Genomic DNA, 14,543 nt, shown 5'->3' with positions numbered 1-14,543 from the left:
CCCTCTTTCAAGATTGTACTTTATTTCCACTAGTACTCTCCAACTTAATTAGGGGGCTTAATAGCTTTAGTGCTGCTGAACAACTCTATATACTCAAAACTCACTCGGTTGATCGCTGCAGTGCTGGTGAACAGCTCTATTCACTCACAAATCTCTCATTTGATCGCTGCAGTGCTGGTGAGCAGCACTATTCACTCATAAATCGCTCATTTGATCGCTGCAGTGCTGTTGAACAGCACTATTCACTCATAAATCGCTCATTTGATCGCTGCAGTGCTGGTGAGCAATTCTATTCACTCGAGACCCTCTCATTCGATCGTTGTAGTGCTGGTGAGCAGCTCTACTCCCTGAAGGATCGCCTGAAAATGCAGCCCCTTCAAAGGAGCTGTTCGCCACCCGTCCGTCACTCCGAGTATTGATCAATCAATGCCTGTGCCTCACTGAACAGCAATACTCTTGCATCCTCCGATATAGAGGCTTGCAAACCCGGATTGTTCAGCTGTTTCTGAAAGTCACGTAGTTTTTTAATCATCTGCTTGATTTGACCTTTATCCAGATGATGCTCAGCCTGGTCAAGGCGTTTACTTAGTTGCTGATACAGAGGCGTTTGCAATGCGCCACTATTTTTGTAGAAATCGAGTTTTTCCCGAAGCAGTGGAATGTTGAAAGCGGGCTTTACGGTCGACATAGACAAAGTATAGCTCAGATTCCCACTACTCGTTTTTAAAGTTAATACCTGCATTCGATATTGAAAAATGTTGAAATCCGTTTGTTCGAGCTGGGTTTCGGCTGCTTCGTCAAAGGTAATTTCAAGCACCACATTTCCGCGAATCAGCTTGACACTGCCAGCTCCCTCCAAAATGTGATCATCTGGTCCGATCATCAATGGGATTCGCTCTTCGAAAGCCTCCTGATGCTGAACGGTAACTGAAATACTATTCTCCGCGAAACTGATTGTTTTATTACCTGCTGTCCCCAAGCTATACTTCATTTCTACATCACCTTGCGCCACATCGCCATGCCCAATCTCCGGCTGAAGGGCCACGCCATCGATGGAGTACACTGGGGTAACAGTGCCGTTTTCATATACTCGACTGCCTGTCATGCTCCTAGTTCCCCAAGACAAATTTCGACTAGTCGCCAAAGATGAGGCTTCTGTCTGACTGGACATCATAATTCCACCCTCTGGGTGCCAGATCAAGCCCAGTCCGAACACTTGCAAATTACCTCTCTGCAGGCCTGCATTAAACGTCGCATAATAATCCGGTCTTCGCAAATAAGTAAATTGCAGCCCGCTCCGATCATCAACCCGTTGATGGTTGAACCGATCGCTAGCTAGATAAGGTAGGGTTTGAATAGCCACAGATCGTTCGTTTTCTGTCGGATAATAGCGATTGAACAGCCTGTTATAAAGGCCGTACGGATTAAAAGAATTATCTCCTCCAAGCTTCAATGCATCCACATTCGGCCAGTTATCTTTTATAATGTCTGCCTTCGCCTGTGCTATTTCAGCTGCTATCTCCTCCTGTGTTCTAACAAACGCGCGAGCGATTGGAAGCTTTTCAGCTAAAGGAATATCCTTCCTTTCGATGCTGCTCGCAGTAGTCCGTCTCGAGGGCGCAGCATTAGGCGTGAAAAATGAACCGTCTGGTTCAAGCACCAAATTGTAAGACAACCAATCAAAAAAAGCGCGTTCTTTCTCTAGAAACGGTTGTTCGAGATCAGTATCTTTAAAGTAATGATAGCCAATCAGATCATTTTGCAGATGAACCCCAAGGTTATACCCCATATCAAATCCATCAGCTTCATAGTAAAATCCTGCTGGACTTATTAACTCGCTCGCCGATTGAGCAAACCTTACACGCATCTGCTGTTCAATTGCAGGATCTGGAAAGTATTCGAGATAAGCCGCTGCAGCCGACCATATCAACGTGAATTGATTCGTGTAGGATCTGCCATAGGTCCACAATTCATTGTCGTTTAACACATGGACAAGCGCCTTCCGGTAAGCCTCCACAACTCGGTTATATAAATCCTCATTAATGGAAGTAAACTCCACATCTTTAGCTTTCGCTTCATTTAACAACCGGACCGTCTGACCTAGAAACTGTACGGCAAACGTAGTACCTGCCAAGTTATACGACTGCCAGCCATACTCGGAAAATGCACCCTCTGGACTTTGCAAGGTCAGCAGATGCTCCAGCACTTCTTCAAGACGAACCTTCACCTCGGGCATCCCGTAATACATATTCCAGGAGGCTGGATTCGTATAAAAATACGTAAACCATAGATGGTTTTCTTGGACCCTGGCATTGTAAGGAAAATTATTGGCAGTACCGCGGTGCACCACAATATCAATAAATCCGCGGTTAGGCTTCTCCAGCCGCACCGCATTGACCACCGTACTGAAATGATAGTAATAATACGGTATTCCACGCCGGTCCTTATTCCAAACACGGGGCGAGATAAAATCCTCATCGGCAAAATCATCCACATCAAGCAAACTAAAATCCGGTGCAGGAACAGGACCAATAGTAGCTGTAGTTAAGACTGCCGGTCCCAGCACCTTGGATTGGTCGCCTTCTGAGCTGGCAACAATATGAAACTCATAGTCCATTTGCGGTCTTAGTCCTGTAAAGGTATACGTTGTCCCTGCTACTGCAGCTACCTCGCTATCATTTTTATATACATGATAGATGATGGCTGAATGGCTGTCCGCTTCCATAATAGACGGCCATGCAATCGTCATCTTATCAGGCCCTGCGGCAGCAGCCGTAATGGATGCACTCGCAGGCCAATTCAGCGCTAGAATAAACGTATCTTTGAATAGGGCACGAGCTTGCACCAGATCAGCATAAGCTGCCTGCAGTTGAGCTGTTGATGAAGTTGAATTGTCTGCTATGACCTGTGCAGCAGAGATGGCATCCATAAAAGCTTGGACCGCCGAAACTGGGTATTCACCTGGATTCGTACCTGCTGACGCATGATCCAGCTCGACTTGTGCCGAGGCTATCTCGTCATGCAGTGCCTGCAGGCTGTTGTCTTCTGCGTAAAGCATTACTTTACCAATCTGAATCGCCCATGTACTTGGATGATTCGTCGTATTTCCAAATATGAGTTTGATATATTTGGTTCCGGCTGGCAAAGACGATGCCGCCCAGCTTACCTCGCTCCAGCCACCTACCTGAGGCAGACTGCTAACTATTTTGCTATAATCCCCAACTGCCGTATAGGTGATATTATCGTTTGAAACCTCGAATGACATATCCCCCGGCAGTTGACCTCCGACGCCTTTATTGTACCATGTTTCCACATGGAAGCCGGTCCAAGCATGTGCGGCTGTATGCGGCACCTCGTAAATCACATAAGCTTCCGCTTCCGAGGTTTTATAAAACCTCGAAGTATCGCCATTATATCTTTCTGGACTACTCGTACTTACTTGAATATTAGCGGTCTTCATAAACACTTTGGAAAAATCTTCGCTTTCATCCACAATCGCCAAGCCTTCAGCCTTTAATACTTGTGCACCATGCAGCATACTCCCTATCAATCCGATAAATATAAATGTCAGTACAACCAGCCACGGAAACGATTTTTGCTGCGGCAGGCTGCTTTGAGCCGAGGTGGAATAACTTGCTAGATATGACATACTTGTTGTCTCCCATCATTCAAATTATTCCTCCCACTCCCAATATCTCTAGTCTCTAATTCTCTAATCTCTAATCGATCTTAATCTCGTACAGATCCTTTGTCATAATTGCATCGGCACTATGATTCACATACCAATTCGTGTACCAATCCTCTACCTGCTTGCCGCCTGATTTCTCCCAATACGCTTGTGCATCAGCCGCTGCCTGCTCCACCGTATATTTGCTTCCGCCAATAAGCGATTGCTGGTACATACTCGTAATTTGTTCTCTTGTATTTGTATTGATCAGCTGCAATTCTTTCGGTATTGTCGGCTTATGCTCACCATGTGTCATTTCCGCAAACGGAGCCTTAGGGTTCAGGTATGCTGCGTCTGCCTGATCCATAATCGCCATATACTCTTGATCGACCGGGTTATTTGGATCTAGCTGGTGCTTAAAGCTGCCGCAATCGCCAAACAAGCCACCGGAAACGAGCATCCGATAATCTGCCATCCAGCCTAGCTCCTTCTGATTCTTCTCTGCATCGATCGGCGTTGGACAACCGCTCTCACCCATTTTATAATGCTCATTTTCAATGCCAAACTGCAGCGTCTTCATCGTAGATTCGCGAACGAGAAAGTCGACATATTTCATTACAGCAACTGGATCCTTTGCGTTCGCGTTAATAGCTGCCGTCCCTTGCACAGGGTTGTTGATAATGGGACCGAATTGGCCGAATTCGCTTGCCGGTAGCGAAATCGCCATCACTTTTGCATCTGGAAGATTAGCCTTAAGCGCAGAGAACGTGGCGTAAGCTTCGCCTCCATTTACCCCATAAAAACCTAGCTTGCCGTTAATGAAATCCTGCTTGGCCTTCTCGCCATTCTTATCTGTCAAAAAGTCCTTATCGATCAGAGCGTTATCATAAAGCTTTTTCAAAAAGTTATTTTTCGCTATACTGTTTTCCCAGGTGCGCACAACAGCGCCATCTTTCACCTTGTATGCAACATCCTGAAACATTTGGTCAATAATCACACCGCCAACCATCGTAACGCCCATCGCTAGCGTATCTGTCTTGCCATTGTTATCCGGGTCCTGCTTAACGAATGCTTCTGCCACCTCATAAAATTCCTCCATCGTCTTCGGAACAGAGAGACTCAGCTTTTCCAGCCAGTCCTGACGGACAAACAAAAGATGGTTCGTCATCAAGCCGTTCAGCCGTGCAAATTCATACATATTGCCGTCCTCGCGAGTCGCTACCTTGCGTAGAATCGGATATTTCTCCAGCAGCGCCTTATATTCAACGCTATGCTCTTCAATTAGATCATTCAGCGGCATAAGCTGCTTCTGAGCAATCAGCTCATTGCGATACGCCGTATCATATTCGAAGATAAGGTCGGGTGCTTTGCTGGAAGCGAACATGACGTTGAACTTTTCCTTCGATTCCCAGCGCGGTACCGGTACAAACTTAACGTTCGCCGGCCCGTTCTCGCTCATCCATTTTGTCCACCGATTGTTTTCGGCCGTCCCTTCTTCTGGAGGCACGGAGCCGCGGTCATATATGGATACGGTAATATTTCCTCGTTCCTCTTTTACCGCTTCCTCTTTATTTTCTTCCTTGGTTTTTTCTTTTCCCCCTGTATTTACATTGCCACCCGAACAGCCAGCAATAAGCAAAGCAAAAACGAGCGTCATTGACAAACCTATTTTCCAACTGAAACGTTTTCCCATTGATAAATCCCCCTAGTAAAATATGAATGCTTACCCTTTAATGGCGCCAATCATAACACCTTTGACAAAATACTTCTGCAGGAACGGATAGATGATGACCATCGGCAAAATCATGACAATAACGCCCGCGGATTTGATCGTCTCTGACGTCATATTCATCACGTCCTCCGGCTGCAGATTCGATAATTCCTGAAGCATCGATTGGCTTCTTATCATTTGCTGTACCATGACGGTTAAATTGTATTTCATAGGATCGTTCAAATAGAGCAGCACATTCATAAATTGATTCCAAAAGCCTACCGCATAAAACAAGGTTAACGCAGCCAGCACCGGCATCGAAAGCGGAAGCACTACTCGTATAAGCAATCTCCATTCATTGCAGCCGTCTATGCGAGCAGCTTCCTCCGTCTCAAGCGGCATACTTTCGAAATACGTTTTGAGCACAAGCATATTAAACACGCTTACAAGCCCCGGCAGCCAAATCGCGCCATAAGAATCAAGCAAGCCAAGTGATTTAATGACCAAATAATTCGGAATAATACCGCCCGAAAATAACATGGTGAACACAACTGCCATCGTGAAGAAGCGCCGTCCATACATATCCCTGCGAGATAGCGGGTAAGCGGCAATGATCGTACATGCCATGCTTAGCGCAGTTCCTACGACCGTGATGACAACATTATTTTTGAAAGCATTCATTATATTCGTTCCGATAAATAGATTTTCATAGGATTTAAACGTGACATTCACTGGCCAAAATACAACCTTGCCCGACATGACGGCTTGCGCATCGCTGAAGGACAACGCCAGTATATGGACAATTGGCAAAATGCAGCTCAAGCCAATCAGCGACAACAGCACATAGTTCATCCCATAAAACAGTTTTTCTCCAAATGTAGGCTTCATGCTGCCCTCCTTACCACAAGCCTTGACCGAAACGGCGAGCTACAGTATTTGTCATGACCACCAGTACAAGACCGATTATAGATTCAAACAATCCCATGGCAGCGGTCAGACTGAATTGCAACTGCTGCAGTCCGATCTTGTATGCATAGGTGCTGATCACTTCGGATATTTCGAATACGGCGGAATTTTGCAACGTATACACCTGATCGAATCCAACCTCCATGACGTTGCCGACTGATAGGATGAATACAATGACGATCGTTGGCGCAATCCCTGGCAGCGTAATATGAAAGATTTGCCTCCACTTGCTCGCTCCATCCATACTAGCCGCTTCATACAAGCTCGGATCGATGGAAGAAAGCGCTGCCAGATAAATAATCGCTCCCCAGCCCATTCCCTTCCAGATACCGGAGCCGATAAAAATGGACAGCCATGAGCCATCCTTATACAAGAAAGCGAATGGTTCTCCAAGCCAGCCTGCAAACAGATCGTTAATAACGCCTTGCGTAGAAAAAATAGTAACGACCATGCCAGATACGATGATCCAGGATAAAAAATGCGGCAAATAAACGAGTGTCTGCACCAACCTCTTAAACCAAGCTCGTCGCGCTTCATTCAGCATGATCGCCAGCATTACTGGGAATGGAAAGCCGATCAGTAGTGAAAGCACACTGAGCACAAACGTGTTTCGAATAATTTGCAGCGTCTGTGGATTGCTGAACAATGTCTTGAATTGACCGATTCCATGCCATGGGCTTCCGAATACGCCGTCCGCAAAGTTATAATCCTTGAAGGCGATGACAAGTCCTCCCATCGGCATGTATTTAAAAAGGATGAAAAACACAATGACAGGGACAAACATGATGAAATAGGGAATGTTTTGTTTGAGCCTCTTCCGGTCGACCCTGCGTTCCTGCTGCCAGTCTGTACGACGGGGCACGGTCTCCTCGGCTGTATCCAAGCGAACCACCTCTTCTTTGATTGGTATGTCGATCGATCATGCTTCCCACTATACGTCCGTATTGCTGTTAACCGCAATCCGCATGATTCCCGCTGTATGCACAATATTCGAAAGCCTCGCTATAGCTGAGAAAGGGGACAGCTAGCCTGCTGTCCCCTTGCACCAATCCACTATTTTCGCCGCCTATGTGATTTTCATATCTACTGTACGCTGTTCATTCTCCTGGAAGCTTTTTCGGTAATCGCCTGGCGTAAAGCCGATGGTCTTCTTAAAAGCACGGATAAATGAAAAAGCATGATTATAGCCGACACGCTCGGCAATACTTTGAATCGAATGATCAGTAGAGTGAAGCAATTTTTGAGCATGCGAAATTCTTACTTCCGTCAAGTAATCCACGAACTTTTCACCGGTCTCTTCTTTGAACAAGTGGCTCAAGTATTTCGGACTAAGCTGGAAACTGGCGCTCAAAAAATTAAGTGACAATTGGGAATCTGCATGATGCTCCTCAATAAATTGCTTTACATTCTGCATGGTGGCTGAATAGGTTCGATCACTGCGCAATTTCATAAACTCCTGTTCAGCTCTTTCCATTAGACTAAATAACTGCTCCTCCACCTCTTGCAGCGTATCTGCTTCATTCAAAACAGCGTGTATGCGAGGCAGCAGCTCTTGATCCCATATTTTCCGATAATCACTGCTTAACGTATAGATATCTGCCGACAATTGATAGATCAAGTAGTTCAGTAAATACCATGTATCTTCTTTGATTAACAGTTGCTCCTTCAGCTTGCCGATCAGATCATGATAGGTCGTTCTCCACTCCGCATCCTGACGTTTAAACTGAGTTGCAAGCTGTTGAACCTGAATCATATTCGCGACGGGATTCAAGTCATCCGGATTAGGCATATCCCAATACCCGATCAAACGGCCGCCGCCCAGCGAAGACTTATACTGCAATACTTCTAGAGACCTTTCATAGGCATGCTGAATATGTTCAACCCGCTCTGCTGCTTCTCCCATTCCAAAGGTAATCGTAAAGTTCAACTGTTCGTTTATCCATGTTAGAATCTTTTCAACCGCTTCTCTTATTGCATGTTCATTCTGATCAGATTTATTCACTACGGCAACCCAGAGATTCGGAAGCGCCCAATCACCCTCCGATTCAAGCCGATGCTCACCCATAACCTCATTAAACACATTCATAATGACAAACTTGTGCAAGGACTGATCACGGCGGCTGTATTGCTTCTGAAAGTCAGCATATTTATCAATTTCAGCAACAATAATCGTATGCTCGCATGCTCGAAGAGACCAACCGAATAACTGCTCAATCTCCGGCAAACCCTTGCTTACCGCTTCAAATTGTCCATCCAGCAGCGCCTTGAGACTTAGCTTCTTTTTATGCTTCAAATGCTCCTCCCTTTGCTGTATAAAATCGTCTGTCTCTTCAATCATTTTGTCGAGCGCAGATTCAATATAGGAAAACTCATCCTTATCCGCTCGATTGAACAAATGCTTCGCTCTCTTCGTCGCATAATGCTCAATTTGCTCCGTTAGCTTAAGAATGGGCTTATAATTTTTGCGAGAAATATAAGTAATATATAGCGCTGACCCTATGACTGCAGCAATCCCAACAATCCACAGCATGTACATAAGGATAGATGTATATTGCAAATAACGATTGCCGCGCATTTCTGTATGCAGCTGCCAGCCTGTCTTTTCTGAAACGACCTTGGCGTTGGTATCCTGAACCATCGTATTATTGGGAGCATCAGAATGAGTTGTTATCCCCTCAAAGATTTGATTATTCTGGTCGGCAAGCTGTACGGATACAATTTTCGACCCGGCAATATCTTGAACCAGATTCAATATTTTATTAACGTTAATATTAATAACCACCAGGCCTTGATCGCCGTTCAAAACTGGATAAGGACGGACGAGCGAAACGACATTTTTTGGATTCTGATTCTTGAATGTCCGATATTGGCGCTGGCCTGACCATGAGCCGTAATTCGCTGCACCTTGATAAGCTTCAACCAATGACTTGTCTTCAAATTCGTCCAGTGTAGTGGACGTGTCGTTGCTAATGACTTTATGATCCGACCAGCGAACCATATATATTGAATCAATCAAAGCGTTTTCAACTGCGAAATCGGTCAATCTTTTTGCTGGCACAACTGTCGATTTCAGCACATCATCCTTAGAGGCTGTAAAAAAGCTCTGCAGCTCCCGACTGCTTGTCAAATTGGAATCCAGCATACGCAGAAATTGATACTCTGTATTGTCCAAAGCATTATCCACCATCTGCAACACATGCTGCGCCGAGCCTTGATCCATCGCCTTAGCCGCACTTTTCGTAATTTCCGCTACACTAAAAACAAAAATCGTTACCAATAAAGAAATGACTATAAAAAACACTGGCAAATAGGAAAACAATAGCTTCGTATACCATGTTCTTTTCATTTGCGGCCCCTTCTCTCCGTTGTTCGATGCTATGTTTCTCCTGCCAGTGTGTGCATTCGTTAATCAAATTCCCGCTTAACCCTCACCTGATAGCTCATCATGCTTTAAGCTTTCCACAAGCATGAGCAGCACCATCGATTGGCCGTATGCCATAGGCGTAATAGGAATGTCTCGGTAAACCTGCAAGGATCTCCCCAGCCCTGTGCCATAAGAGACGCCATGAACGACACCCTGCTCGTCAATTTGGCGCAAAACCGCTTTATAGGCCTTTACCGCGACTGGCTTGTATGCAGCAGGCAGCATATTTTTGCGAATGGCCTTAAGAATCCCATACGCAAAACCGGCTGTGGCAGAGGTTTCCTCATATGAGGCTGGATCATCAAGCAGCGTATGCCACATGCCTGACTTCGCTTGAACGTCCTGCAGCTTCTGGATTTGACGTTCCAGCGAGGAAAGCAGAAACCACTGAACACCTTGCGGCAGCTCCGCCATCTCCAAATAATCAACCAAGCCCGCCGTGTACCACGCATTGCCTCTTCCCCACAGTGCCCGAGAATAATGATGCTTATCTACAAACGTCCATCCATGGAAGAACAAGCCCGTTACTGGATCGGTCAAATATTTTAGATGCACCAGAAATTGCCGTATACTTTCTTGAATGTAATCGTCTCGCTTATCGATCTGACCCATGCGGCAAACAAATAATACGGTCATGTATAAAGTATCGTCCCATAACTGTCCTTCATTTAGATGCCCGGTCCCAACATGCTGGAAGCCGTTTTCTTCTGTACGGGGCAGCTCGTTCATCGCATATTCCACCCATTCCTTGCAAAGCGCTAAATAATCAGCTCTTCCAGTTTCCTCGTATACATAAGTAAGCGTAAGCATCGGACACATCGTATTAATATTTTTCTCTGGCAGCCCCTCTTGAATCCGCCGATCATACCACTCAATGAGATACTCTAAAATCTCTCTTTTTCCCGTTTCTTTATAGTACAAATACAGTGAAAATAAACCGACGCCTTGCGGCCATTCCCAGTTCTCCATGGAAATAATGCCAATAGGACAGCTCTCTTGAACGGTCCCCCCGCGTAATTCCTTCATCTGCTCAATGACACGCTCAATTCTATTATAACTGGCTTCTTTCGTCTCTTGCGCTTCTAACATGATCATGTACTCTCCTTACCCTTTTGTATTGAACCCATATGACAAACAAATATAAGCAAGCGTATGTGAGATGCTCCCAAAGCGCAATAAACAGATTTCCGATTATGCACAATCCTCCAAAAGCCTCGTATATTCTAGCGTTGAGCGGCTTACTCTATACAAATAGCTTGTCGAAAAGATAGTTATATTGAGTAGTAGAAAAAGGGGGCATACCAAAAGAAGCTGTCCCAAAGTCATGAATGACTGGGACAGCTTCTTTTGCTGGGTGGGCAAACAGCTCGTTCACGAGCAATATCACTATAGTGCTGGTGACCAGCTCTATTCACTCGAAACCCGCTCGTTCGATCATAGTATCGGAGTTTTTCAAAAATCGAGTGACTTTCCAATACGTGAAAATACGCCATGCCCACTCAAACGGTCCCATTTTAAATATTCTCAGCCATACAGCACTAAAAATAAATTGAACGACGTAAATGGCTGCACACAAGTAAAATGTTTGAATATATGTTAAATTCGCTGTCAAGTTGAATAGCTTGCCTGCTATCAAAATTAAAGCCGTTTGTCCGCTTTCTGTAGAGCTCCAGCTAGTAGGGACATACCTGTACATAACCCGTCATCTCCGGCATAATTGCGTCTTGCCCGTTAGGAATGAAGTCATTCGGTGTCAAAAGACGATCCCGATAAAACTCCCCGTTTAAATGGTTCGTAATGGCTTTAAACCCTTTGCGCAAATGTCCGGTTATGAGCTGACACGAATGATTCGTGAGCGGTTTACACTTACGGAGCTCCTTGTAACTTTTCATGTACATAACAGGTTGAATAGCGGGATGTTGTAGAACAAGAATAAGGAAAGCATGGATCTCGACTACAGTTAAACTGGAGATCTGGCGGAATGATCAAAATAGCCTATGATGCCCGGCACAGCGTTTACGGTCTATATTAAAGCAACTAGAGGAGCATCCTTGGCTGCTTCTTTCTTAATTTTCGCCGATAGACCCGTTAAGCTGAACCGTATCACAAGTAGAGCGGAATTATAGGATAGGAAGCGGAACTCTTCATAGCGGACTAAGGAGTCTAATGCGTATATGCTGTTACTTCCCGATTTCGTCGTCCGCGCGGTTGCGGTACTCGGACGGACTCGTGCCGGTCATGGACTTGAATACCCGGCTCAAATAATAGGGGTCCTCGTATCCGACCGCGTTGCCGATTTCTTTCAGCGTGAGCGGCGGGGTGTGGCGAAGTAATTCCATCACTTTCTCGATCCGCAATCGTGCGATAAATTCGGTCGGAGGAAGGTTTTTTGCTTTTTTGAAGATGGCGCTCAGGTAGGGCAGGGTAATGCCGAATTGCTTGGCAACCGCCTATTCCCCGTCTATGTATCTAAAAAAGCAGGATTGGGGGAACCCGTATCCTGCTTTCATATGTGTTATATGTTTTCTAGTGTACTAAATTATCCAAATCAGGCTGCAATTTGTTCCTCAGAACATACAGAATGATGGCCCCAACAAGGAATGCAACAACATCCGCAATGACGAGTGACCAAACTACCCCGTGAAAGCCGTTCATCCGGTTGGCTATATAAAGTACAGGAATCAGAGTAATTCCTTGTATAACAGACATAACAAACGCGGCGGTTCCTTGAGCTGTTGCTTGGAAGATTCCTATAAAAAGCGTAGTCATTCCTGTAACGAACAAGGATAAGAATGTCACATGTAGAACGTAGCTCCCCATCTGGATTAATTGCGGGTCATTCGTGAATAAACCAATCAAGTGGTCGGAGACCAGATAGACGATGACGCCGAATACGACTGCTAACGCAACAATTGCTTTGATTGTAAAACCAATTGTATGCTTCATGCGTAACTTATTAGCTGTAAAAGAAAAAGCAATCAACGGCACGACTCCCTCGCATAAGCCCATTAGAATAAACTCAGGAAATTGCAGTAAACGTGAGGATATCCCGTAAGCCGCTACAGCCGAATCCCCATATTCAATAAGATAGTGGTTTAAGATGAGTGACATAGCACCCAAGAAGATACTCATAATAAAGACAGGGACGCCGATTTTGAATACATTGCTTAGAATCTCCTTGGAAGCCTTAAACCATTTTACGGAGATAGATAAAAATTTGCTCTTATTCCCAATGTGAAAGGCAAAGAATACACTCGCAACCAAGTTAGAAATGACCGTAGCAGACGCAACCCCGATTACGTCCCAATGGAAGACGAAGATGACTATTGCATCGAGAATAATATTAACCACAACACTGAGAATCATACCGACCATTGATGTGATGGCTGCATCCTCCGAGCGGACGATATTCTCCAGCGTAAAGAATAATACGACGAATGGTGAACCTATAAGCATAATTGTGACAAAGTCCTTCGTGAATCCGAAGGAGTCATACGTTGCCCCCAAACTATGAACGATTGGATCAATCAACGGAAGGCCGACGGCCATCACGATAAGCCCGAGGACTAAACTACTGTAAAAGGCGAATGAAGACACATGCTTTACATCATCGTATCTTTTCTCTCCTAGCAAACGGGAGATGAATGTACCGCTACCCATGCCAATCCAGTTACCTAACGCCATAATGGCTGCGAATAACGGTAAGGTTAGTGCGAGTGCGGTTAACATGGCTGTATTGCCAAGTGTACCAAGGAAGTAGGCATTCAAGATGGAATATATGACACTCATTGACGTACCTAGCATCATCGGTACAGCGAAGTGTGCGACAGCTTTTGCTACTGGTGCTTTTTCAAAGTAATGGAGGTTTTCTGCATCCATGTGGGTCACCACTTTCTTTAATTTTCATCTAACAGTGTTAGTTTGAACCTTACAGTGTTAGATGATATCATGAGCTTATGAACATGTAAAGAGTAAACTTGCACTGTTAGATAGAAGGGAGGATAACGATGAAGAAGAAGCAGCAACCACAGATTTCGGAGAATAAGATTTTGGAAACCTCGTGGGAGCTCCTGGGAGAGGATGGCATTGAGAAATTCAGCTTGAGACGATTAGCCGACCGGCTTGGAATTCAGGCTCCCTCCCTGTACTGGTACTTCAAGAGCAAGCAGAATCTCTACCAGCGTCTGGCCAACCAGGTATCGAAAACGATTCTGGAGGAGTTCTACTCCGAGGGGGACTGGAAGGAGCAGCTGATGGGAATTGCGGTAACGGTACGGAGTGTACTCAGTCGTTATCCCTGCTCCACGCAACTCATGATGATGACGCTACCCCACGAACCGGACATCATCCGGTTCACAAACCGTATGCTGCTCTGCGTAGAATCGACGCCGCTTGAGCAAGAGCAGAAAATACAAGTGATTACTACGCTTGTGAACTATGTTTACTATTTCGTCCTAGACGATTATCAGCATGAGCGCAATGTCTCCGTTATCCTTAAGGAGGACCCGGGAGCAGTACCGGGTGAGGAGATGATTGGCCTTCTGGACACTATGAGCGAGACGGAAGCGGGACTGTTCCGGAAGATGTTCAAGAGCGGGCTATTTGAGCTGATGGGGACAGATGGGGCATTTGAGTTCGGCTTGAAGCTGATTCTGCTTGGGATTGAGCAGGTGATAAAGGAACAGGAGAAGTAGAATGTAAAAACCGCTCATATGTTTATTGGATGGGCGAATTTGATGAGGCTTATAGTTTATTCGCGCAAAAGTTTGCCCTAT

9 protein-coding genes and 2 pseudogenes are annotated in these 14,543 nt (G+C 45.3%); 2 read left to right on the top strand and 9 right to left on the bottom strand.

Annotated features, from left to right (window positions below):
* A partial coding sequence (locus PAT3040_RS37955; protein WP_219930258.1) for a hypothetical protein occupies window positions 1-419 on the top strand: 419 nt, incomplete at its 5' end.
* On the opposite strand, the gene PAT3040_RS08330 is transcribed toward PAT3040_RS37955, so the two are convergent.
* The 9 genes and pseudogenes from PAT3040_RS08330 to PAT3040_RS08290 all read right to left on the bottom strand — a co-directional run bounded on the left by PAT3040_RS08330 (window position 404) and on the right by PAT3040_RS08290 (window position 13,647).
* Window positions 404-3,649, bottom strand: a complete 3,246-nt coding sequence (locus PAT3040_RS08330; RefSeq protein WP_108992242.1) for a fibronectin type III domain-containing protein — start codon at window positions 3,647-3,649, stop codon at window positions 404-406. The genes PAT3040_RS37955 and PAT3040_RS08330 overlap by 16 nt on opposite strands.
* Window positions 3,650-3,719: 70 nt before the next feature.
* Window positions 3,720-5,360, bottom strand: coding sequence for an extracellular solute-binding protein (locus PAT3040_RS08325; RefSeq protein ID WP_108992241.1), 1,641 nt, complete (start codon window positions 5,358-5,360; stop codon window positions 3,720-3,722).
* 30 nt (window positions 5,361-5,390) lie between these two features.
* Entirely contained in the window at window positions 5,391-6,266 is an 876-nt protein-coding gene (locus tag PAT3040_RS08320; RefSeq protein ID WP_108992240.1) for a carbohydrate ABC transporter permease, read from the bottom strand.
* A 10-nt stretch (window positions 6,267-6,276) separates the two neighbouring features.
* The gene (locus tag PAT3040_RS08315; RefSeq protein ID WP_108992244.1) at window positions 6,277-7,128 is read right to left on the bottom strand and encodes an ABC transporter permease; all 852 of its coding nucleotides are present in this window, start codon (window positions 7,126-7,128) and stop codon (window positions 6,277-6,279) included.
* Window positions 7,129-7,410: 282 nt separating this feature from the next.
* A complete protein-coding gene (locus PAT3040_RS08310; protein WP_219930257.1) occupies window positions 7,411-9,564 on the bottom strand; it encodes an AraC family transcriptional regulator in 2,154 nt (717 codons plus the stop codon).
* A gap of 201 nt (window positions 9,565-9,765) precedes the next feature.
* Entirely contained in the window at window positions 9,766-10,857 is a 1,092-nt protein-coding gene (gene bglB, locus PAT3040_RS08305) for a beta-galactosidase BglB (RefSeq protein WP_108992238.1), read from the bottom strand.
* A gap of 322 nt (window positions 10,858-11,179) precedes the next feature.
* Window positions 11,180-11,422: pseudogene (locus PAT3040_RS08300) on the bottom strand (DUF418 domain-containing protein); the annotation flags it as partial.
* Window positions 11,423-11,948: 526 nt separating this feature from the next.
* Window positions 11,949-12,200 (bottom strand): annotated as a pseudogene (locus PAT3040_RS08295) (helix-turn-helix domain-containing protein); the annotation flags it as partial.
* Between the two features lie 94 nt (window positions 12,201-12,294).
* Window positions 12,295-13,647 carry an MATE family efflux transporter gene (locus PAT3040_RS08290; protein ID WP_108992235.1) on the bottom strand — a complete coding sequence of 451 codons (1,353 nt, stop codon included), beginning with the start codon at window positions 13,645-13,647 and terminating at the stop codon, window positions 12,295-12,297.
* 128 nt (window positions 13,648-13,775) lie between these two features.
* On the opposite strand from PAT3040_RS08290, the gene PAT3040_RS08285 reads away from it, so the two are divergent.
* Window positions 13,776-14,462, top strand: coding sequence for a TetR/AcrR family transcriptional regulator (locus tag PAT3040_RS08285; protein WP_108992234.1), 687 nt, complete (start codon window positions 13,776-13,778; stop codon window positions 14,460-14,462).
* The last annotated feature ends 81 nt before the right edge of the window (window positions 14,463-14,543 follow it).

The organism is Paenibacillus agaridevorans (assembly GCF_003112455.1).
Lineage (GTDB): Bacteria > Bacillota > Bacilli > Paenibacillales > Paenibacillaceae > Pristimantibacillus > Pristimantibacillus agaridevorans.
Note: the sequence above shows the minus strand (reverse complement) of the source record. Positions and strands in the feature narration are given on the sequence as shown.